Here is a 21,359-nt window from a genome sequence, read left to right on the forward strand (position 1 = left end):
CTTGTTACTGCTTCGGAGTTGTTGCTGGGGAAAATCAAATTTATAAATTTGGCATAGATTTGTTTGGAGATACAAATCAAAGTAGTAAAAATAAATCTCTAAATCTAATATAATTAAGGAGTTTTTATGAAATCTATTGAAATTTTTAACTTTTTTTCAACTTCCATGCTTATAGTTTTGGGTCTAGCTTTTATAAATTGGAAAACGTTTTTTGTACCTAAAAAGGAATCTAACTTTATAACAATATCAATTAGTATGTGCAAAATAGCTATTATGTTTTTTATAATAAGTTTAAATTATAGCTTATTCTACGATAAAGTTAGCTATATATTTGTTTTATTACATATGTGCAAAATAATTTGCTTTATGGTGATACTTGTTTCCCTTTGTAAAGTTATTATGTTTAAGCATTTAATCATTTATGATAACGATGTTATTTTAAAAAGACATATAAATAAATTGTATGTTGAAAATAATAAACTTATAATTAACACAAATAATAAAATATTACATATAGATATTGATAGTACATTAGATAAAAGATTATTAAAAGATTTGTCATGTAACGGGCTTAAAGGTATTTAGAGTATGATTACAATTTTAAGCATAAATTTTTAAAGAGTAGAGGAATGTAGTGGATTTGTATAAAAATAAATCTACTACATCTTTTTTTACTTTAGGTAACTTTTAAACTATCTGCATACTTAATGAGAGAAGAGTAACTTTTGCATATTCTTTGAATGTATAAAAGTTTAATTAAGTACTGTAGGGGGCGTCTTTCATGGGATATACTAATATAGATAATAATATAATGAATTATAACATATCTGGAGGAGCGTTTAAGCTATACTTTTTGTTGCAAAGTATGTGCTATGATAAAAAGGTACAGTGTTTCCCATCTCAAGATTATTTAGCTAAAAAGCTTAATAAGTCTGTTAGAACTATCCAAAGATACTTAGAAGAACTGATAAAAGAAAATCTTATAGAAAAGAAAAGAAGAGGAAGTATATCTAATATCTACACTATGGTTTTAAAAATGGTGTCTCAAAAATCTAAGACTATGGTAGACTCTGTAAAAGAAATTAAAAAGAGATGTGAAAAGAAAAACCAAGATAACATACATGAATTAAATAGGAATACTAAAGAATCTTATAGTTATAAAAACAAGAAATATACTTCGAATTCTTATAAGAAGAAAGAAAGTAACTGGGATTTAGAAGGCAGAAACTATGATTTTAAAAACTTAGAAAATATGTTTCTAGGACATGATGAATATGATGTAAATAAACTATATAAATAGTGGATAGCATAGTTAAAAGTGGCGTCTATAGGGCCAAGTTTACAAAGTATTGCAAAGCTTTACCACCTCAATATAGTACTAACTTTAGTTTTTAAAGGAACTACCGCCTTCAAAAAAAGAAGGCTTATTTATCTTGAGTCTCTATAACTATAAGTAACAAATGTGTTTTGATAAATTTGAATATATCTTAAAAATCATTAAAGCATCTTAAGAGCTTAATGATTTTTTTTGTTATGTTTATTTAAATATAAACAAACATAAGCCGTCTTCATTTAAATATGAATAATGCTGAACCGTCCCCAAACTTTACCAAACTTTATTCTGAACTGTCCCCAAACTTTATTAATATATGCTGATTACTCAATATATGTCGTATTAGATGCGACACATATTGAATTTGTTATAAGACACTAGAAGCTACCTAATAAATAAAAGATAAAGAATTAAAAAGATAACAATATTACTAGAAAGGATATATATTAATTACACAATATGGAAGCTGAACTATAGGGTAACTTGTCCATCATTAAGACACATGATATACTCAAAACATATATAATATGAAAAGGGAGAGATATAATGTTTAATAAATTAGTTGCTATTGAACCTGTTAGTCTAATTGAAGAAGCAGAAAAATCACTTTATAAATATGCCAATGAGGTTATTTTTTACAATGATATTCCTGAAAATGATGAGGAAATAATACGACGTATTGGAGATGCAGACGGTGTACTTGTTAGTTATACTACTTCCATAAATAAAAACGTAATTGAAAGCTGTAATAATATCAAGTATATAGGTATGTGTTGTAGCCTATACTCTGAAGAAAGCGCAAGTGTAGATATTGCTACTGCAAGGGAAAAGGGAATTACAGTATTAGGTATACGCGATTATGGAGATGAGGGGATTTTAGAATACGTGGTAAGCGAACTTATACGTTTATTACATGGATTCGGTGGAGACTCATGGAAGGATATGCCTATAGAGTTAACTGACTTGAAGGTTGGAGTTATTGGACTTGGAACCTCTGGAAAGTTAGTTGCAAATGGTCTTAATTATTTTGGATCTGATCTTTATTATTTCAGTAGAACACGTAAATTAGAATGTGAATCACAAGGAATAAAATATCTTCCACTTAATGAATTGCTTGAAACAGTTGATGTTGTTTGCACTTGTCTTAATAAAAATGTTGTTTTATTAGGTGATGAGGAGTTTAAGTCATTAGGTAACCACAAGATACTATTTAACACTGGCTTAAGTCCTTCTTATGAGGTTGAAGCATTAAAGAAATGGTTGGACAATGGTGATAATCATTATTTCTGTGATACGGAAATGGCACTAGGTGATAGGGATGGTTCACTTATAAGTCATAAAAATGTACATTGTATGAAACAGTCAGTAGGAAGAACTAAGCAGGCATTTGATCGTCTTAGTAAAAAGGTTATAGAAAACATTGAAACATTTTTAAATAATGAAGATAATCTTTAGATTATAAGATTTAAACTTAATATTATTATTTATTAAATAAAATGGATTAGAAAGCGTTTAAATGCTTTCTAATCCATTTTATGTTCCAATAACTTTTAAGTTATACTTTTTAGAATTATATCTTAAAGATAATAGTTTATTTTAAATAATGGGTTACTAAAAAACAATAGGTGAGACTATGTTCTTTAAAAGGGCAACAACACTCCACCCGGCAATTGCGCTTGTTTTAGAATAAATCTCAACAGTAACTTGGACATCTTCGCCTTTTACTTCGATCTTGTGATTATCACCTACCATATTTGGTATGCTACTAATAGTAACAGCTGTATTATCTGCCCCGGTGGTAGCTAATGCAGTAGCAACTGCAACGTTTACCTTTGTTGGAAATAAAGAAATAGCTTCTTTTGCAAAACCATTAAAAACGTCTTCCTTTTTATCACTAGACATTAATTCTTCACGAAACACTGGCGTACCGCGAAGGGATTTAGGTCCTTTTTCTGATGTAATCTTAGATGTTATTTCACTCATAAGAGCAGCTGTCCTCATGGCATCAAATCCACCAATAGCACCAGAGGCTATATAAATCCTTTTATTAGTTTCCCTTGCTATTTGATTAGTTTTATCATAAAATGCTTCATCAGCAAAAGCCCCTATGGATAAAACCACAAGATTGGATCCAGCATATAAGACCTTATGAGCTATATCTTTTACTACTTTTCCAGATGCCGCTTCTACCACGTAGTCAGGCTTTAATTCAAGTAGTTCATCTATAGACTTGCAGTCCTTGCAAGGAACCTTATTAGCTACTTTAGCTCTAGATTCTAGGCTTCTACTTGTAACTCCCACAAGCTCATATTCTTCAAGATATCCGTTTAATAGAGCATCAACAATGATGTTACCAAGATATCCACATCCTACAATTCCAAGTCTTAACTTTTTATTCAAGTTATCCCTCCTGTTTATACTAATCTTATAATTTGAGTGTAAAGATATTGTATTTTACTATTAAGTATAAGATACCTTCAATTAGTACATAGAGTATCTTAATAATTAAATGATATATCTTAATTATATCAGACATTGAAGATTTAAGACAGAATCAATAGATAGATGATTCTGTCTTAAGTCTTCAGGTACTAAAGATACAATATGTAATGTGATAATCAAATTTATTTAATTTAAAATATATGTGGTATAATTTAACTAATCAGTTATTTAGAATAATATAAACATAAGTTATTATCAGAGTAAGGAGGAATTTAAGATGTTTTTTTTAGATTCAGTATCCCATATTGATAAGGAAAGTAACAAAAAAATTAAGGATGTGGCACTTGATGCATCCTCTGATGGAATTTTAATTTCGGATAACAAAGGTAATATAGTTTATGTTAATAATGCTTATGAAAATATTACAGGTTTAAAAAAGGATGAAGTTACAGGTAAAAATCTTAATAAACTACTAAAAGACAAGATTTTCAATGTAGCAGTATCTTTAGCAGTATTGGAAAAGGGTGAGGTAGTATCAACAATTCATAAGTACGTTACAGGTAAAAGTGCGTTAACTACAGCAAGTCCAATATACGATGCCACCAATAATATAGTAGGAGTCATTTGTAATACTAGAAATATTTCACAGCTTATAACCTTAAGAAATGAATTAGTAGAAACAAAGAAACTAACTGAAAGATATTCAAATGAAATCCAAAGACTTCGTGAAATACATATGGAATATGAGGGAATCATTTTTAAGAGTAAGATTATGAAGGACATGTTAGAACTATTATCTAAAGTAGCTTTATTTGATAGCACCATTTTAATTTATGGTGAGTCTGGTACCGGAAAAGAGGTTTTAGCAAAGTTTATACATAAAGAGAGTAATAGACGTGTCGGACCCTTTATAAAGGTAAACTGCGCGGCAATTCCTAATGAGTTGTTTGAATCTGAATTATTTGGATATGAGTCTGGATCTTTTACCGGCGCATCCCAAAAAGGAAAACCTGGCTTATTTGAGCTCGCTAATGAAGGAACAATTTTATTGGATGAAGTTGGTGAGTTACCCTTATCAGTTCAATGTAAATTATTACGAGTTATACAAGAGAGAGAGGTATCTAGGGTAGGAGGGCATAGGGGAATAAAATTAAATGTTCGAATATTAGCTGCTACCAATAGAAATCTATTACAAGAAATTAAAAAAGGGAATTTTAGAGAAGATTTATTTTTTAGATTAAATGTCATTCCTATAACAGTACCACCATTAAGAGAAAGAAGAGAAGATATACCAGGTTTAATATCATACTTTTTAGAAAATCTTAATAGAAAATATAAGAAAAATATTACTATTTCAGATGAGGTTATTAATCTTATGATGAGTTATTCTTGGAAAGGCAATATAAGAGAATTACAAAATCTAATAGAATACTTATTTATTATTAATCCTAATGATGAAATTTGCATTGAGCAATTACCAACAAAATTGTTAGCAGAACAATTAATTTTAAACAATAAGGGCGATTCTTCAAAGCTTAAAGATATGATGTATATAATTGAGAAGAATATAATTATATCAACATTAAAGAATCATTCATCTATGAGAAAGGCTGCAAATGACCTTGGAGTGGATGTTTCAACCTTATCACGAAAGATAAAGAGGTATGGAATTGATACCTTTTATATTAAATAAGTATTGAGAAGGTTATTTAGTTTCAGGTATAAGTTGTAATAAAGCAACATTGGATAATATCATTGCATTATTGCAACAATAGAAAATAATAATAGACCGCACATTGAACATACAAAATACTAATAGTAGAAGGTATATTAATATTTAATGATGCATATTTGCAACAACCCTACTTTGTGAAATCCATTGAATCCCTTTAAAGTGCTTATAAAAAGAGTTGGCATAGGTATTGCTAATATAAATAAGTGAAAGAGAAAATAAAAAACTTAACTATGAAGGGATGGGAGATTAATGGAAGAGAAGTACAAAGATAATGGTGGAAAGTATGAATTTGATCAAGAATTGTTAGATAGGGCCTTTACTGAGGCAAGAAAGATATATAAGCAAAGAGGATTTCAAACTAGAATGGGATATGGTAAAGTACCTGCAATAACAACAGTGGATATGGCAAAAGCTTGGATGTCAGAAGGTCATCCATTTACCTGTGAGAACTGTGGTGAAGTTTGTGAAAATGCCCTTAAGGTATTAGAAGCTGCAAGAAAATCAGGGGTTCCTATATTTCATACAACAACTGGATACACAGGAGAAAAACAATGGGACTTGCCTAGATGGGATGAAAAGATACCTATGCATACATTAGATATTGATTCAGAGTGGATGCAAATTGATCCAAAACTTAAGCCAAGACCAGAAGAGCCAGTTATTCACAAAAAATACGCAAGTAACTTTTTTGGTACACATTTAGCTCAAACTTTAAACTATCTAGGTGTTGATACTTTAATAGTAATGGGAGCTACTGCATGTGCTTGCGTTAGACATACAGTTATGGATTCAACAGGATATGGATTTAAGACTATAATTCCTGAGGGAACTATAGGAGATAGGGTACCAGGTGTTATTGCTTGGAACTTATTTGATATGGACGCTAAGTTTGCAGATGTTGAGCCTCTAGAAAATGTAGTTAAATACCTTGAAGGTATAGATTCAAAGGTGTATAACAGATAATTAAATAAAAGATTTCAATACTTAAAGGGGCACCTACTATGGAATATAATAGAGAGGTTGCCCCTTAAATTTTTAAGGAGGGATATAATGAATATTTTAATTAAAAATGGTGTTATTGTATCTGCCATAGATGAGTACAGGGCTGATATTCTTATAGAAGATGAAAAAATTGTAGCTATAGGTACTGGTTTAGATAATAGAGCTGACAAGATAATTGATGCTACTGGTAAATATATTTTACCTGGTGGTGTAGATGAGCATGTTCATTATGGATCTTTTGGATCTATGACTTTTGAAACTTCTGATGCAGCTATAGTAGGTGGAACTACAACTATTGTAGACTTTGCACCACAGCAAAAAGGACTAAGTATTAAAGAATCAGTAAAACTTCATAATGAAACTTTAGCAAAGGGTGTATCAGCTGCAGATTATTCATTTCATTGTGTAGTAACTGATCCCTCTGATAAGATTTTTGAAGAAATACCTACATTAGCTAAGGAAGGAATTTCTACATTAAAGTTTTTTATGGCATATAAAGGAACACCTTTAATGGTTGATGACTCTACTATCTTTAAGGCTCTTCAGGTAGCTAAAGATTCAGGTGTTACTATAATGGTTCATGCTGAAAATGGTGATATAGTTGATACACTTCAAAAACAACTTGTATCAGAAGGGAAAACTGATCCTAAATATCATGCAGATGCTAGACCACCATTAGTTGAAGTAGAAGCTACTAAAAGGGCTATCTACCTTTCACGAATGGCAGATGCTCCTATATTTATTGTGCATGTATCCTGTAAAGAGGCTATGGAGGCTATTAGAGATGCTAACATTCAAGGTACACCTGTGTATGGTGAGACATGTACGCATTACCTTACATTGACAGAAGAGTGTTTAGCAAAACCTAATTTTGAAGGAGCAAAATATGTATGTTCGCCACCACTTAGAAAACAAGAACATTTAGATTCACTATGGGAGGCAGTAAATAAAGGCTGGCTTTTAGCAGTAGGTTCTGATCATTGTGCAGTTAAGGGCGGATTTGAAAAAGGAAAACGTAAGGGTATGGGGGATTTTAGTACAATACCAAATGGATGCCCAGGAGTTCAAGATCGTTTAGCTTTGATGTGGACCTATGGAGTAGAAAAGGGAAGGATTAGCCGTCAAAGATTTGTAGATCTTTTCGCTACAACTCCAGCAAAGGTGGTTGGTTTATTTCCACAAAAGGGACAGATTGCTATTGGGTCAGATGCAGATATAGTTATATTTGACCCTGATTTTAAGGGTGTCATAAGCGTAAAAAATAGCTTGTATGGTTCGGATTATAATCCTTTTGAAGGGCTTGAACAAATAGGAAGAGCAGAAAAGGTATTCCTAAGAGGGAAGTTAGCAGCTGAGAATGGGAAATTCATAGGTAAGCTTGGTGAAGGAAGATATATAAAAGCTAAACCATTTGGTTTATGTTATGAAAACTTTAAAGATGCTAATACAAAGATACAACATAAGGTAATAGTAGAATAGTTAAGTTTATGTGAAATGTTCGTTAAAGTATAATTATATTTTAATTTAAAAGTAAAAAGCTGTAGAGAAGGATACGTTTGTATCACTATCTACAGCCTTTTATGTATCATAATAATTATTATAAAAATCATTTATAATAACCTTTAGGTTAATTAACTCATTTTAATTAATCCGTTTTAAGTAACTTACCTTTGCAGGTCATCCCAGTTTAATGAGAGCTCACTTAATTCAATAAGTGCTGAAACCTTATCTTCTGCGTCTAAGGAGCCATTTAATCTTGCAATATTTCTATCTATTGCAATCATTTCATTTCTTTCAGCGCTAAATTGAACTCTATTACCAACTATTTTCCACGCAGTTTTAAGTTTAGTTAAGTTCTCTTTTGCTTCAACCCAATTTTCTGATTCAACATCTCTTTTTACATTTTCTATACAACTTTTAACATTATCTTTTTCGCTAAATGGCTTTTTTAATAAGCCACCTGTAGTCATTATTGCTATAAAGACTACTAATGCAAATACTACCATTATATATGATTTATTTCTACTCATAATAACCACAACCACCTATTTATAGATATCTTTTATATTAATAATCTTATTTTTGTAGGTATCAACTTTTAACTTTTTAGAAGAATCAAGATAAGCATAAAATACTTCTAGAGGACTTTCAAAACCTTGTTTATTTAATTCTTTTAAAAGCCACTTTCGGTCTATTTTATACTTAGGTAAATTATCTTCAATTATCATTCCGTTAAATATTAATTCATTATTTACATCTTGATTTTTTAACTTTATATCCATGCTGTATACTATGTTTGAAAATTCATCTTTTGTTAAAACTGAAAGCTGTCCATTTGTTTCAAGTATTGCGAACTTTACTTGGTTTAAATCAAATATGTCTTTTAATCTAAGTAATCCTAAAATATCCACAAGGGTAAATTTAGATTTTTTCAGGTTATCTCCAAGGATTACTCCGTCATGAATTATAATTGACGCCTTATCATTAACGAACTTAGTAAGCTTTTTAGAATGTAAAGTAATAAGTTGTAATATGGCAGAAAAAGCAGCCCAAGTGAAAAGACCTACGAAGTGAGGCCAAGCGGAGCTAGCAAGATCTACTGTAAGTGATGATGCGATAGAACCAATTGTAATTCCTACTATATAGTCAAAAAAGGTTAATTGAGCTATTTGTTCCTTACCAAGAAATCGCGTAAAAATAAGAAGTGTAAAAAAGGCTATTAGCCCTCTTACCAAAACTACTAATGCTTCATTCAATTTTATCACCATCTAAAATATATTTGAAATTAGTATTAGGTTAATACCAAGATATTATACGATATAAATATAATAATTTTAATATTTATATATGCATGCATAAAGGAGAGGTTAATTGTTAAGCATAATCGTAACGATTAAAAATGAACTTAATTGTTAAACTATATTTATATAAAAGGTTCAGGTAAGTGTTAAAGAAAGGAAGTTGATTTTTAATGACTGTAGCATCTAAATTAAATCAGACATTAGCAAGTTTAAAAGGGATTAAAAGTACTTTAAAGATCTACTCTATTCAAGAACAAAAGAAGGAATCAAAAGATACATATGAAAAGTCACTATTGGAAACAAACGATATTATAGAAGACTTAGAAAATAGAATCAAGGTTTTAGAACTTGAGGAACCGCAATATAAAAGCAATTGAAAGAGGTAAGATTATGAATATTGAATTTATGATATTACTAAGGACAATAATTTTATTGTTTGTAACTTTAATTTTAACAAGGATTTTAGGAAGAGGAAGTATGTCTAATGCGACGCCTTTCAATTTTATTAGTTATGTGGTTATAGCCATTATAGTTTCCTTAATGTCATTAAATATAATTACGAATTTTTTTCTCGGTATGATTATTTTATTAACTTGGAGCCTATTTTCTATTGCACTCGACTATGCATGCATGAAAAGCAAGTGGGTACATGATATGGTAAATGGTAAGGAAAGAATACTTATAAAAGATGGTAAGGTCATGGAAGAGAGTTTAAGTGAGGTAAGATTTACCGGTGAAGAGCTTTTAAAAGAATTGCGTAATAAGGGTGTGTTTAATTTAGCTGATGTTGAGTTTGCAATAATGGAGACAACGGGGGATATAAATGTAGGTCTAAAATCTGATAAGGTCCATATTACCCCCCATGATTTAGGAATAAAGATTCCAAAAAAGGCCCAAACTCAAACAGTAATATTAGATGGAAATGTTTTAGACAGAGGACTTACCAATATGGGATTGAATCAAGGGTGGCTAAAAACTAAGTTAGAAGGTATGGGAGTTACTTTAGAAAATGTCTTCATAGGTCAGATAGATTCTTCAGGTGATTTATATTTAGATCTCTTTGATGATAGCCTAGAATCTCCAAAATCAAATACTAAAGAATTACTTTATGCTGATTTAGAAAAAGCTGAAGCTGATTTCATGTCTTTTGCTTTAGAAACAGAGGATAAAGAGGCAAAGGCTATGTATATCAAGAATGCAGAAAAGTTAAAACAAATTATCGAAAGGTTAAAACTATATTTATTACGTTAGAAGGTGGAAAAATGTCTAATAAAAAAAATAAAAAACTAACTCCTAATCAGCAAAAGTACCAAGAACTTTCAACAAATATAGAACCTAAAAGACCTATATTACTTAATTGTATTAGGGCTTTTCTTGTAGGTGGGTTTATATGCACAATAGGTCAGGGGTTAGAGTTAATATTTATAAATTATTTTAACTTTAACGAAAAGACAGTAGGGAGCCCAACTTCAGCAGTACTGATTATTATTTCAGTTCTCCTTACTGGGTTTGGGGTTTATGATAAAATTGCCCAGTGGGCTGGAGCTGGAACGGCTGTACCTATAACTGGATTTGCCAACTCAATAGCATCAGCTGCAATTGAGCATAGAAGCGAAGGCTATGTGCTTGGAACAGGTGCGAATATGTTCAAATTAGCTGGCTCTGTTATTGCCTTTGGCGTATTTTCAGCATTTGTAGTTTCAATTATTAAAATTACTATAATGTGGTTAGGTGGAATGTAAATGATAAAAGGACATCAATCATGGATCTTTGAGTCTAAACCTACAATAATTTCATCTGCAGCTGTAGGTGGACCCTTTGAGGCAAAAGGGGCTTTAGCTGAAGATTTTGATATACTTCATGAAGATATATGGTTAGGACAGGATAGCTTTGAAAAGGCAGAAAAGGTTTTATTAGAGCACGCATGTGAAAGAGCAATAAAAAAGGCAAATATGAAAAAGGAAGATATCGACTTTTTTATAAGTGGAGATCTTATGAACCAAATCATTTCTAGTAGTTTTGCGGCTAGAACTCTTGGAATACCGTACCTTGGCATATTCGGAGCTTGTTCTAGTGCTATGGAGGGTCTAGCTTTAGCGTCTTTAATTGTAGACAGTAAATTTGCTAAACATATACTAACAGCTGCCTCTAGTCATAATGCAGCTGCAGAAAAACAATTTAGATATCCTACAGAGTATGGTGGGCAAAAACCACCTACTTCTCAGTGGACTGTAACAGGAGCAGGAGCAGGAATAGTTTCATCAGAAGGCAATGGACCAAAGGTTACATCAGCAACTATAGGAAGAGTAGTGGATATGGGTATTTCTGACCCCTTTAATATGGGATCAGCTATGGCTCCTGCGGCTGTAGATACTATTGAAGCTCACTTTAGAGACTTACAAATTGATCCATCTTATTACGATATTATAGCCACTGGTGATTTAGGAACAGTAGGCCATGAACTTGCATCAATTTTATTAAAAGAGAATGGTTTCGAGATGCCAAAAGAAAAGTTCACGGACTGTGGAACATTAATATATAAAAAGGAGCAACAAGTATTTTCTGGGGCTAGTGGATGTGGATGTGCTGCTACTGTAACTTATGGACACTTTTTAAATGAGATGAGAAAGGGAAATCTTAAAAAGATATTAATTGTTGCAACAGGAGCATTAATGTCGCCTATGTCATACCAACAAAAAGAAAGTATACCTTCTGTAGCACATGCAGTATCTATAGAAATATAAAAAGAGGTTGATAAGTTATGATAATAAAATTTATTTATGCCTTCCTAGTTGGTGGTGCAATATGCGTTATTGGTCAGCTTATGATGGATTTATTAAAGCTTACCCCAGCTCACACCATGTGCACATTAGTTGTAATAGGAAGTATTTTAGGCGGACTTGGCATATATGATAAGCTAATAAAGTTTGCAGGTGCAGGTGCATCTATACCAATAAGTAGCTTTGGAAACTCCTTAGTAAAGGGTGCATTAATGGAGGCAGAGCGTGATGGTATTATTGGGGTGCTTACTGGTATCTTTGAGATAACTGGATCTGGAGTATCCACTGCAATAATTTTTGGGTTTATTGCAGCCTTAATATTTAAACCTAAAGGATAATTAAATAAATTTATGTAAAGGAGGTGATAATATGACAGTCGGAACTCAAATGCAACAAGCAGTTGCAGGATTACAAGGAGCGGCAGCTACACTTAAGACATTTGCTTTAGAAACTGAAGACCAACAAGCAAAAACAGATTTTAATAAAATTTCACAGCAACTTGATAGCGCAGTAGACGTATTAAAAGGAAGACAAAAGTTTATAGAACAAGAAGAACCACAATATAAACAACAATAAGAGTAATATATTGCAAAGAAGGTGCGTATATTATGAGGCCTATAGAATCCTTTCAAACAAATACTATAAACAAAAACAAAAGGTTAAAAAGTTTTAGTGGTAATTTTACTGATGAAATTAATAGCGAAGAGTTATTTGATATCCCAGTTATATCTGTTACAGGAACTAATGGTAAGACTACAACTGTAAGGCTAATTCATACACTGTTAAGTAGACTTGGATATATTTCTGGATTAGCCTCTACGGGAGGAATATTTATAGGTAACAATAAAATAATGGATGGAGATACCACAGGCTTTTATAGTGCAAGGAAAGTTTTAAGTAGCAGTGAGGTTGAAGTGGCTGTACTTGAAACTGCAAGAGGAGGGATAATTAAAAAGGGTCTTGGATACAAAAGAGCTAGGGTAGCTGTGTTTACATCTATATCAGAGGATCATATAGGTATGGGAGGATTAAATAGTATAGAAGACATTATTAAGATAAAGACTGTAATATTTGATGAAATTCATCCTAATGGCAAGATAGTTTGTTGTAATAATCCTTTGTTAATGGAATCTTTAAAAGGTAGAAAAAGAGTTTGTTTATTTGGTATAGGTTTTGATGATAATATGAAAATACACAAGGATATGGGCTGCGAAGGCATGTTTGTAGAGGGTAACTATATTATATATTTTAATAATAATAAACTCACACCAATATTAGATATTAGGGAATTACCTTTTACCCATAATGGTATTTCTAAAAGTAATATTAAAAACATAATGGCTACAATAATGGCTGTAATTGAGATTCATCCTAATTTAAATGATATTATGGATGTAATTAAAACAATTAAATGTGATTTAAGTGTCAATGCAGGAAGACAAAATATAATAGACATGGGTAAGTTTAATTTAGTATTAGATTATGGACATAACTCAGAATCATTTATTGAGGTATTTAATATAGTTAAATCCCTAAATCCTGAAGTTATAACGGCAATAATAGGGGCAGCTGGAGATAGGCAAGATAAATATATAAGAGAACTTGGTTATATAGCTACAAAATACAGTAATAATATAATAATAAGGGAGCAAAAAGATTTAAGGGACAGGAACATAGGAGAATCTGCAAGACTTCTTATGAAAGGAGTTTTGGATAATAAAGATTTTGATATAACTAAGGTTAAAGTAATATACAAAGAGGAAGAAGCTTTAGCTAATTGTATGAAAGATGCGAAAGAAGGAGAAGTTATAGTATTATTTACTCAATGCCTTAATTGTATAATACCAGTAGTTAATGAATTCTTAAAAAGCATAGGGAAAGAAATGTTATATATATAGTAAGAAATGTGTTTTTGTATTTTTATTGATTTAGGTTAAAGTAGCGGAATTTACAAATGGTTGTTCATATCAAGTGATTGTTATATAGGTAATGAATAAGAGAAGGCACAGGTGCCTTCTCTTATTATATTAGTTTCTTATTTAGTTGTTGCTCCTATTTATTATAGGTCATCTTCAATTGCAGCAGACTTTGCATAGGCAGTGGACTTTGCCTCAAAAAAGTCTGTTTTAACTGAGTTAGCATCCGCATATAAGTCTACCCAAGGAAGTGGGTTTTCTTTTATGTTATACAGAGGCTTCATTCCTAAATCTTTTAGTCTAAGGTCCCCTAGGTATTTAATATATTCAGATATAACCTTTTTATTTAATCCTTGAATCTTGTCACCTATAACATAGATTCCCCATGCAATTTCATTTTCTACACCAATTTTAAGCATATCTCTTAATTCTTCTACTACGGTATCTGTAAAGAGCTGAGGTTCTTCTTTTCTTAGCTCATTTATTATATTTCTAAATAACCAAAGGTGAGTGTTTTCATCTCTATTTATATATCTTATCTCTTGGACGCTTCCAGGCATCTTAGAGTTTCTTTCAAGGTTGTAAAAGAACATAAATCCAGAATAAAAATATATGCCTTCTAATATATAATTAGCCATTAAGGTTTTTAGTAGGTTTCGTGGAATTGGATTTTCTAAGAATTCATTATAAAGGTCTCCAATAAACTTATTTCTACTTAAGAGTATAGGATCGTCTTTCCACTGGTATAATATTTCATTTCTCTTGTCTGGAGGGCATATTGTATCTAGTATATAACTATAGGATTGGGAATGTATAGCCTCTTGAAAGGCTTGTATGGTTAAGCAAAGATTTACTTCACTAGCTGTTATATAGTTATTTACATTACCTAGATTCTCCATTTGAAGACTATCTAAGAATATTAAAAATGAAAGTATCTTATCGTAAGCTATTCTTTCATCTTCTGTAAGGATTTTATAATCCTTAAGATCTTGTGACATATTTATTTCTTCGGGTATCCAAAAATTGTTCATAGCCTGCCTATACCAATCTGAGGCCCAGGTATATTTCATATTGTTAAAATCATTTAAATTTGTAGTATTACCATTTATAAGCTTCTTTTTAGATACTTCAGTATCTCCAAATTCATTAAATAATGGCTTTCTGCTTAACTTCTCCATAACATACAATCTCCTTTTACTAAATACTGTAGTATAGTCTGTACTACAGTATTTACTTATTTATCTTATCCAATTACACAGAACAACTCTCGCAGCTTTCTACAACCAAGGATTTTGATCTAACATAATATATACTTTTAATTCCTTGTTTAAAGGCATCTATATAAAGGTTTAGTATTTGTCTCATGGTGTAGCTTGTTGTTATATAAAGATTAAAGGACTGGCTTTGATCTATATGTTTTTGCCTTGTAGCATTAGCTTTTATAGACCAATGTTGGTGTATTTCATAGGCAGATTTATAAAGATGAAAGTTCTCCTCATTTATATCTGGCGCTACCTTTGGGGTTATTATACCTTTCTTTTCTTCAAAGTAAAATCTATTCATTATAGGATCTATACCTTCTGTTGTACCTGCAATGGCTGCAGTAGAACCATTAGGTGCTACTGCTAAAAGATAGGCATTTCTTATAGAGTTTTTACTTACTAAAGATCTAAGATCATTCCAACGGTCCGAGTTATAGTTTCTTAAATCAAAATACTCTCCAGTTTGAAAGTCGGATCCTTTAAAATGTTTATATCCACCCTTTTCTTTTGCTATGTTCATACTTGCCTTTATGGCAAAATAATTTATGTTTTCATAAAGTGTATCAACAAAGGCTATATGCTCATCACTTTCAAAATCTATATTATTGTTAACAAGCATATGGTGATATCCACTAGTACCAAGGCCAATAGACCTATAAGACGCATTAGTAACTTTAGCGTAGGGTACAGAGTAGTAGTTTAAGTCTATTACGTTGTCCATGGCTCTAATTTGGGTCTCTACTATGTGTTCTAGTTCTTTAAGATCAGTTACATCAATACGACCAAGCACTATGGAGGACAGGTTACATACAACGAAGTCACCGGACTTATTTTTTTCTATTATTATTGTATCTCCGTTTTCATCTTGTATTTCTTCTTGAATGAATTCTAATGCACTCATATTTTGCATTATTTCAGTACAAAGGTTTGAGGAATAGATCATACCCTTATGCTTATTAGGGTTTAGCTTATTTGAAATATCTCTATTAAAGGTAAAAGGTGTTCCGGTTTCTGAAGCGCTTTTTATTATAAGCTTTACTAGATCTTTAACTATGATCTCTCGTTTTTCTATATTAGGATCTTCTATACATTCATAATATGTTTTTTCCCACTCTTCTCCATAAAAGTCACAAAGTTCATATCCCTTTGCCTTTTTTATTTCATGTGGGCACATCATATACCAAGTAGCATTTATATCATTTTCAGCTAGCTTCCAAAATAAATCTGGATAAGCTATACCAGGGAATACATCGTGAGCCTTTTTTCTATCGTCTCCATTATTGGTTTTAAGCTGCAAAAATTCTGGAAGATCCCTATGCCATGCATCTAACCATATAGATACACTGCCAGTTCTCATACCTAATTGATCTACGGCAATAGCTGTATCGTTAAAAAGCTTAATCCAAGGAATAACACCACCAGAGGCTCCCTTGTAATTTCTTATGTCTGAACCTAGCGCTCTAACCTTTCCCATGTATATCCCCATGCCCCCGCCAAATTTTGAAACTTTAGCAAAGTTATCAAGGCTTTTATAGATACCTTGAAGACTATCTGAAACAGTATCTATAAAGCATGAACTAAGCTGATGATAAGGCTTTCTAGCATTAGACATAGTAGGTGTTGCCATAGTGGCTTTTAAGGTGCTAAGAACATCATAAAATCTTTTAGCCCAGTATAACTTATCCTTTTCCTTCATAGCTAGGTGCATAGATATCCCCATGAACATTTCTTGAGGAAGCTCTAAAACCTTTTTGTCTCCATTTTGTATTAGATACCTTTTGTATAATAAATTTATCCCACTATAGGTAAATAAATAATCGCGACTAGGCACTATATATTTTTCTAATTCATCAATTTCATCTTTATTGTAATTTTCTAATATGTATTTTCCATATAAGTTCATGTCTGTAAGGCTATTTATTAAGTCATAAAGGTTATTGTATCCCATATCTTTGTTTTCAATACCTCGATTACTAGAAACCTTATTATATAAGCTATGCATATAAAGCTTTGTAGCCGCAAATTCCCATTTAGGTTCTAAAGCATTTGTAAGTTCTAAAGCACATTGAATTATGGATTTTAATAAATCTTTGTCACTAATTCCTTCCCTTATTACATTATCTAAGGATTTTAAAAGTCTTTTTGGATTATAAATTTCATTCTCTTTATAAATATCTTCACAAGCAAATTCACATATTTCATTTAATTTATCTATTTCAAAACTTATTTTATATTTCATGTGTAAGGCCCCTCTCTGAACATATACCACATATTGTGAATTGGTAATAACAAAACACAAGATATAGATGCAATTGCTATTATAGATTAATAACTATACTTTTGTAAACTTGCAAAAAGCATGAAAAAGCCAAATATGGTAGGTTAGCTTTAAATCTTTATATCAGGCTCTATATATAATGATAATTATAAAGTAATAATTATTAAGAAGATATATATAAGTTATTATGTTAATAAGTTTACAAATACAGTTATAACAATAGAATTAGAAAAATCTATTAGAAAAGCGCCCACTATAGGAAGTATGAAAAATGCTTTTGGGGACAGACCATATTTTTCGGTGATAGCTTCCATATTAGCTATACCATTTGGTGTAGAACCCATTCCAAACCCACAGTGACCAGCAGCAATAACAGCAGCATCGTAATCTCTTCCCATAAATCTAAAGGTAATAAAATATGAAAAAACAATCATAAGTGTGGATTGGGCAATTAATATTATAAGTAAAGAGCCTACCATGCCTTTTAATTGCCATATTTCAAGATTTATTAAAACCATAGATAAAAATATGTTTAAAGATATATTACCGATGATTTCTGAACATTCCTCGTTAACATGCAATTTCCCAGTACCTTTTCCAACGTTTAAAATTATAGCTGCAATTATCATGGCATTAATATAAGAAGGTAATGTTATATTAATCCTTTTAAGGAGTCCTTCGAGGACAGATCCTAGAGCCATGGAAATTATAATTATAGCAGTTGTTTTAAATAATTCATTATAATCAATAGGATCATTTGAAGATTCATGGTGACCTATAAAGTCATGATTTGTAGGGGTTAAGTTATTTTTATTTATAAGTCGTCTTCCTATAGGTCCACCAATTAAGCTACCCATAATTATCCCAAAGGTAGCAGAAGCCATAGCAATAGTTGTGCCTCCGGTAAAACCAGCGTTTTTTTCAAATAAGGCCCCAAATGTAGCGCCAGTGCCATGACCACCTGTCATAGTAACAGAGCCTGCAATAAGTCCTAAAAGGGGACTTTCATTAAGGATTTTAGCAATTGTAATACCTACTACATCTTGGAGTATTACTAAGGTAAGTGCTAAAAGGAAAAAGATTATTACTTTTACACCACCCTTTTTTATAAGTTTTAAGCTTGCACCAAGGCCTATGGTGGTAAAAAACATTGTCATAAATACATTTTGAAGGGTCGTATCTAATGTAAGTACAACAAGGTTATTTTGTCTTAAAACAAAATTGAGTAAGGCAAAAATAATTCCACCAATTAAGGGTACAGGGATACAAAATCTTTCTAATAATGAAACTTTATTTTTTAGCCATAGTCCTAAATAATAGACACTAATAGCTAGTGCAACAGTTTGTATCATATCTAATTTTATGTTCATAACGAGCCACCTTTCTATTTCCACATATGCAAGATTATATATTAAAACTTGCAAAAGATAAATAAAAATATATTGCAAGATGATTATTTATTTCAACTATTATATAGTTTTTGCAATATTCTAGATATAATGTATGAATTATAAGAGAATGTAAGGTAAGATATGCCATATAAGTTTTCTCACATAAATTTTAAAATTGAACTATAATTAAAGTATTAATAATGATTTAAGGAGATGAAGATAGTAGTGAATATATACATAGCTAGACATGGAGAGACAAGATGGAATGTAGAGGGTAGGATGCAGGGGTTCAAAGATTCTGACTTAACCAAAAGAGGTATAAGTGATGCTAAAAGTCTTGGCGAGAGTTTAAAAGATATAGATTTTGATTATATTTATAGTAGCCCACTCGGAAGAGCTTTAGATACAGCAAAATACATTGCACAGGATGATAATATAAAGATAATTCTAGATGACTCATTAAAGGAATTGAATTTAGGTATATGGGAAGGTATGACACATGAGGATGCAAAAGAAAAATATCCTATTCAATATAAAAATTTTAGAGAACATCCTGAATTATTTGAATCTCAGGGAGGGGAAAGCTTTTTAGAACTAATCAAAAGGGTAGAGGATGGATTAAATAATATTATTAAAGATGAAAATCATGAAAATGTCTTAATAGTTACACATACCTGCGTTATAAAAGCTATTGCTATAATTGTTAAGGGTGAGGATGTAAAGAATTTTTGGAATCCACCATTTATTAATAATGCAAGCCTTACAATTCTAGAGGTAATAGATAAAGAAATAAAAGTATTATTAGAAGCCGATGTTTCTCATTTAAAAGGGTAGCATAAAGTTTGTTAATAAATCTATATAAGAGAATATGTATAAAATTGGAGTAAAGGATACTATTTAGGAAGAAAGAGCATAAGCAAGCTTATTGTATTTAACACAATATGATTAATGATAGTGCTAACTGGGCATGCTTGACTATTGCGATGATATGTAATATTCTGATAATATAATAATTATTAATTAGAAGTTATTATACAAATGATTAGTAATTATTAGAATAAACTTTTGCTAAGGAGGTATTAATTATGAGTATTCTTTCATGGATTATACTAGGAGCATTATCAGGTTGGATAGCAAGTATGATTACAGGTAATGATGGTGAAATGGGAGCATTAGCTAACATCCTTGTCGGTATAGTCGGAGCTTCTATAGGTGGCTTCGTATTTGGAATGATAGGAGGACAAGGTGTCACAGGGTTTAACATATGGAGTTTATTAGTAGCAATAGTTGGAGCAGTAATTCTATTATTTATAATTAATGCTTTAAGAAGGAAAAAATAAATATTTAGTTTACTGTAGATTAATAAAATTGCAAGATTTTAGGGAGGTTTTATACTATGTTAAAATCAATGATAGATAAAACAATTAAAAAACAAAAGAGAAAAAAGACAATGAAAACTACCACAAATGTATTAGCAGGTACCGTAGCTGGAATAGCAGCAGGGATGATGCTAGCTCCAAAGTCTGGTAAAGAAACAAGGGAGGACATAAAAAAGGTAGGTAAAGATTTAAATGAGGGAGTTAAAGATAGAGCTCAGGAGTTAAGAACTGATATAAAGACTAAAACCAATGATTTTAAAGATAAAACAGAGGAAGTAAAAGATATAGTAAAAGACAAGGCAAAGCAAACTAAAGATATGGCAAAAGATACAGCAAAGGAACTTAAAGATGTTACAAAAGAAGCTTCAGATGAAGCAAAAAAAGCAGTAGAAGATACAAAAGATGATGCTAAGAAAAATTATAATGAAGCAAAAGCAAAAATAAAAAATCATGTAGAAGAAAAGAAGTAATGTAAGTTATTCATGATTTTAATCATATTTAAAAACATTAATTATCTTAAACCTATTTAAAAAGATTCTGGTTAATTCCAGAATCTTTTTTTTGTTATATATATAATTTAAACAAAGATTAAAAGACATTATAATACTTAGTTTAATATTTATTTTAAATAATATATAAATTTATATTTAGTAAATCAAAATAGTTGTAAATAAATAGGATATCTAAAATCTTCCTTAAATATTATAAAAAGACTTGAAATGCTACCTAGCTATAATAGTATAATGTTAAAGTATTAATATTAAAAGGAAGATAGAATTAAAAAATATTAGAATTCAAAGGAAGCTAGAATTAAAAATACTAGAATTAAAATGAAGCTAGAATTAAGAAAGGCTAGAATTAAAAGGATTACTGAAATTTAAAATTTAAAGTTAACTGTTAAAATAAAAAAAATTACACAAGATAAATAGAGACTAAATATAATTAGAATAGAGGCTTTGAATGGATTTTATTAGGAGGAAACTAATGATTAATAATGGTAGTTTATATATTGGAAGGGTAAGGAAAAGGAGGGCCAAAAA

Annotated in this window: 22 protein-coding genes; 16 read left to right on the forward strand and 6 right to left on the reverse strand. The window is 30.8% G+C overall.

What is annotated here, in order from left to right; genetic code table 11:
• Positions 1–126 precede the first annotated feature (126 nt).
• The 3 genes from DY168_RS01350 (at position 127) to DY168_RS01360 (ending at position 2,788) form a co-directional block, all read left to right on the forward strand.
• Positions 127–585 carry a hypothetical protein gene (locus tag DY168_RS01350; protein ID WP_115640134.1) on the forward strand — a complete coding sequence of 153 codons (459 nt, stop codon included), beginning with the start codon at positions 127–129 and terminating at the stop codon, positions 583–585.
• 196 nt (positions 586–781) lie between these two features.
• Positions 782–1,300: a helix-turn-helix domain-containing protein gene (locus tag DY168_RS01355; RefSeq protein ID WP_115640135.1), complete on the forward strand. Its 519-nt coding sequence runs from the start codon at positions 782–784 to the stop codon at positions 1,298–1,300.
• Positions 1,301–1,879: 579 nt separating this feature from the next.
• Entirely contained in the window at positions 1,880–2,788 is a 909-nt protein-coding gene (locus DY168_RS01360; RefSeq protein ID WP_115640136.1) for a D-isomer specific 2-hydroxyacid dehydrogenase family protein, read from the forward strand.
• A gap of 156 nt (positions 2,789–2,944) precedes the next feature.
• Here DY168_RS01360 and DY168_RS01365 read toward each other — a convergent pair whose 3' ends face one another.
• Positions 2,945–3,733 (reverse strand): aspartate dehydrogenase domain-containing protein, encoded by a 789-nt coding sequence (locus DY168_RS01365; protein ID WP_115640137.1) that lies wholly within the window; start codon positions 3,731–3,733, stop codon positions 2,945–2,947.
• Between the two features lie 319 nt (positions 3,734–4,052).
• Between DY168_RS01365 and DY168_RS01370 the strand changes: the two genes are divergently transcribed.
• From DY168_RS01370 to hydA, 3 genes are all read left to right on the forward strand, one after another.
• A complete protein-coding gene (locus DY168_RS01370) occupies positions 4,053–5,468 on the forward strand; it encodes a sigma-54 interaction domain-containing protein (protein WP_115640138.1) in 1,416 nt (471 codons plus the stop codon).
• Positions 5,469–5,759: 291 nt separating this feature from the next.
• Positions 5,760–6,473, forward strand: coding sequence for an isochorismatase family protein (locus tag DY168_RS01375; RefSeq protein ID WP_115640139.1), 714 nt, complete (start codon positions 5,760–5,762; stop codon positions 6,471–6,473).
• A gap of 87 nt (positions 6,474–6,560) precedes the next feature.
• Entirely contained in the window at positions 6,561–7,991 is a 1,431-nt protein-coding gene (hydA, locus tag DY168_RS01380) for a dihydropyrimidinase (RefSeq protein WP_115640140.1), read from the forward strand.
• Positions 7,992–8,176: 185 nt separating this feature from the next.
• On the opposite strand, the gene DY168_RS01385 is transcribed toward hydA, so the two are convergent.
• Complete coding sequence (locus DY168_RS01385; RefSeq protein WP_115640141.1) at positions 8,177–8,542, reverse strand: DUF4363 family protein; 366 nt, start codon at positions 8,540–8,542, stop codon at positions 8,177–8,179.
• A gap of 15 nt (positions 8,543–8,557) precedes the next feature.
• A complete protein-coding gene (locus DY168_RS01390; protein WP_115640142.1) occupies positions 8,558–9,268 on the reverse strand; it encodes a DUF421 domain-containing protein in 711 nt (236 codons plus the stop codon).
• A 215-nt stretch (positions 9,269–9,483) separates the two neighbouring features.
• Between DY168_RS01390 and DY168_RS01395 the strand changes: the two genes are divergently transcribed.
• The 7 genes from DY168_RS01395 to DY168_RS01425 are packed head-to-tail and all read left to right on the forward strand — an operon-like array spanning position 9,484 to position 13,991.
• On the forward strand, positions 9,484–9,690 hold the full coding sequence (locus DY168_RS01395) for a DUF1657 domain-containing protein (protein WP_115640143.1): 207 nt from the start codon (positions 9,484–9,486) through the stop codon (positions 9,688–9,690).
• A 13-nt stretch (positions 9,691–9,703) separates the two neighbouring features.
• The gene (locus DY168_RS01400; protein ID WP_115640144.1) at positions 9,704–10,564 is read left to right on the forward strand and encodes a DUF421 domain-containing protein; all 861 of its coding nucleotides are present in this window, start codon (positions 9,704–9,706) and stop codon (positions 10,562–10,564) included.
• 11 nt (positions 10,565–10,575) lie between these two features.
• Positions 10,576–11,055 (forward strand): stage V sporulation protein AC, encoded by a 480-nt coding sequence (spoVAC, locus tag DY168_RS01405; RefSeq protein WP_115640145.1) that lies wholly within the window; start codon positions 10,576–10,578, stop codon positions 11,053–11,055.
• Complete coding sequence (gene spoVAD, locus DY168_RS01410; protein ID WP_115640146.1) at positions 11,056–12,057, forward strand: stage V sporulation protein AD; 1,002 nt, start codon at positions 11,056–11,058, stop codon at positions 12,055–12,057.
• A 20-nt stretch (positions 12,058–12,077) separates the two neighbouring features.
• The gene (gene spoVAE, locus DY168_RS01415; RefSeq protein WP_115642370.1) at positions 12,078–12,431 is read left to right on the forward strand and encodes a stage V sporulation protein AE; all 354 of its coding nucleotides are present in this window, start codon (positions 12,078–12,080) and stop codon (positions 12,429–12,431) included.
• Between the two features lie 31 nt (positions 12,432–12,462).
• Positions 12,463–12,669: a DUF1657 domain-containing protein gene (locus DY168_RS01420; protein WP_115640147.1), complete on the forward strand. Its 207-nt coding sequence runs from the start codon at positions 12,463–12,465 to the stop codon at positions 12,667–12,669.
• A 32-nt stretch (positions 12,670–12,701) separates the two neighbouring features.
• The gene (locus tag DY168_RS01425; RefSeq protein ID WP_115640148.1) at positions 12,702–13,991 is read left to right on the forward strand and encodes a Mur ligase family protein; all 1,290 of its coding nucleotides are present in this window, start codon (positions 12,702–12,704) and stop codon (positions 13,989–13,991) included.
• A gap of 161 nt (positions 13,992–14,152) precedes the next feature.
• Here the strand turns inward: DY168_RS01425 and DY168_RS01430 are convergent, their stop codons facing one another.
• The 3 genes from DY168_RS01430 to gltS form a co-directional block, all read right to left on the reverse strand.
• Positions 14,153–15,187 (reverse strand): ribonucleotide-diphosphate reductase subunit beta, encoded by a 1,035-nt coding sequence (locus DY168_RS01430; protein WP_115640149.1) that lies wholly within the window; start codon positions 15,185–15,187, stop codon positions 14,153–14,155.
• Between the two features lie 73 nt (positions 15,188–15,260).
• Positions 15,261–17,486: a ribonucleoside-diphosphate reductase subunit alpha gene (locus tag DY168_RS01435; protein ID WP_423237242.1), complete on the reverse strand. Its 2,226-nt coding sequence runs from the start codon at positions 17,484–17,486 to the stop codon at positions 15,261–15,263.
• A gap of 248 nt (positions 17,487–17,734) precedes the next feature.
• On the reverse strand, positions 17,735–18,919 hold the full coding sequence (gene gltS / locus DY168_RS01440) for a sodium/glutamate symporter (protein ID WP_115640151.1): 1,185 nt from the start codon (positions 18,917–18,919) through the stop codon (positions 17,735–17,737).
• 246 nt (positions 18,920–19,165) lie between these two features.
• Here gltS and DY168_RS01445 point away from each other — a divergent pair, with 246 nt between their 5' ends.
• The 3 genes from DY168_RS01445 to DY168_RS01455 all read left to right on the forward strand — a co-directional run bounded on the left by DY168_RS01445 (position 19,166) and on the right by DY168_RS01455 (position 20,789).
• The gene (locus DY168_RS01445) at positions 19,166–19,774 is read left to right on the forward strand and encodes a histidine phosphatase family protein (RefSeq protein WP_115640152.1); all 609 of its coding nucleotides are present in this window, start codon (positions 19,166–19,168) and stop codon (positions 19,772–19,774) included.
• Between the two features lie 251 nt (positions 19,775–20,025).
• Positions 20,026–20,280 (forward strand): GlsB/YeaQ/YmgE family stress response membrane protein, encoded by a 255-nt coding sequence (locus tag DY168_RS01450; RefSeq protein ID WP_115640153.1) that lies wholly within the window; start codon positions 20,026–20,028, stop codon positions 20,278–20,280.
• Positions 20,281–20,336: 56 nt separating this feature from the next.
• Positions 20,337–20,789 carry a YtxH domain-containing protein gene (locus DY168_RS01455; protein ID WP_115640154.1) on the forward strand — a complete coding sequence of 151 codons (453 nt, stop codon included), beginning with the start codon at positions 20,337–20,339 and terminating at the stop codon, positions 20,787–20,789.
• Positions 20,790–21,359 lie beyond the last annotated feature (570 nt).

It is taken from the genome of Clostridium putrefaciens, assembly GCF_900461105.1.
Classification (GTDB): Bacteria; Bacillota; Clostridia; order Clostridiales; family Clostridiaceae; genus Clostridium_L; species Clostridium_L putrefaciens.

Coding starts and splice junctions, on each gene's coding strand:
- DY168_RS01350 (WP_115640134.1), top strand. CDS start 127: ATGAAATCTATTGAAATTTTTAACTTTTTTTCAACTTCCATGCTTATA.
- DY168_RS01355 (WP_115640135.1), top strand. CDS start 782: ATGGGATATACTAATATAGATAATAATATAATGAATTATAACATATCT.
- DY168_RS01360 (WP_115640136.1), top strand. CDS start 1,880: ATGTTTAATAAATTAGTTGCTATTGAACCTGTTAGTCTAATTGAAGAA.
- DY168_RS01370 (WP_115640138.1), top strand. CDS start 4,053: ATGTTTTTTTTAGATTCAGTATCCCATATTGATAAGGAAAGTAACAAA.
- DY168_RS01375 (WP_115640139.1), top strand. CDS start 5,760: ATGGAAGAGAAGTACAAAGATAATGGTGGAAAGTATGAATTTGATCAA.
- hydA (WP_115640140.1), top strand. CDS start 6,561: ATGAATATTTTAATTAAAAATGGTGTTATTGTATCTGCCATAGATGAG.
- DY168_RS01385 (WP_115640141.1), bottom strand. CDS start 8,542: ATGAGTAGAAATAAATCATATATAATGGTAGTATTTGCATTAGTAGTC.
- DY168_RS01395 (WP_115640143.1), top strand. CDS start 9,484: ATGACTGTAGCATCTAAATTAAATCAGACATTAGCAAGTTTAAAAGGG.
- DY168_RS01400 (WP_115640144.1), top strand. CDS start 9,704: ATGAATATTGAATTTATGATATTACTAAGGACAATAATTTTATTGTTT.
- spoVAC (WP_115640145.1), top strand. CDS start 10,576: ATGTCTAATAAAAAAAATAAAAAACTAACTCCTAATCAGCAAAAGTAC.
- spoVAD (WP_115640146.1), top strand. CDS start 11,056: ATGATAAAAGGACATCAATCATGGATCTTTGAGTCTAAACCTACAATA.
- DY168_RS01420 (WP_115640147.1), top strand. CDS start 12,463: ATGACAGTCGGAACTCAAATGCAACAAGCAGTTGCAGGATTACAAGGA.
- DY168_RS01425 (WP_115640148.1), top strand. CDS start 12,702: ATGAGGCCTATAGAATCCTTTCAAACAAATACTATAAACAAAAACAAA.
- DY168_RS01430 (WP_115640149.1), bottom strand. CDS start 15,187: ATGGAGAAGTTAAGCAGAAAGCCATTATTTAATGAATTTGGAGATACT.
- gltS (WP_115640151.1), bottom strand. CDS start 18,919: ATGAACATAAAATTAGATATGATACAAACTGTTGCACTAGCTATTAGT.
- DY168_RS01450 (WP_115640153.1), top strand. CDS start 20,026: ATGAGTATTCTTTCATGGATTATACTAGGAGCATTATCAGGTTGGATA.
- DY168_RS01455 (WP_115640154.1), top strand. CDS start 20,337: ATGTTAAAATCAATGATAGATAAAACAATTAAAAAACAAAAGAGAAAA.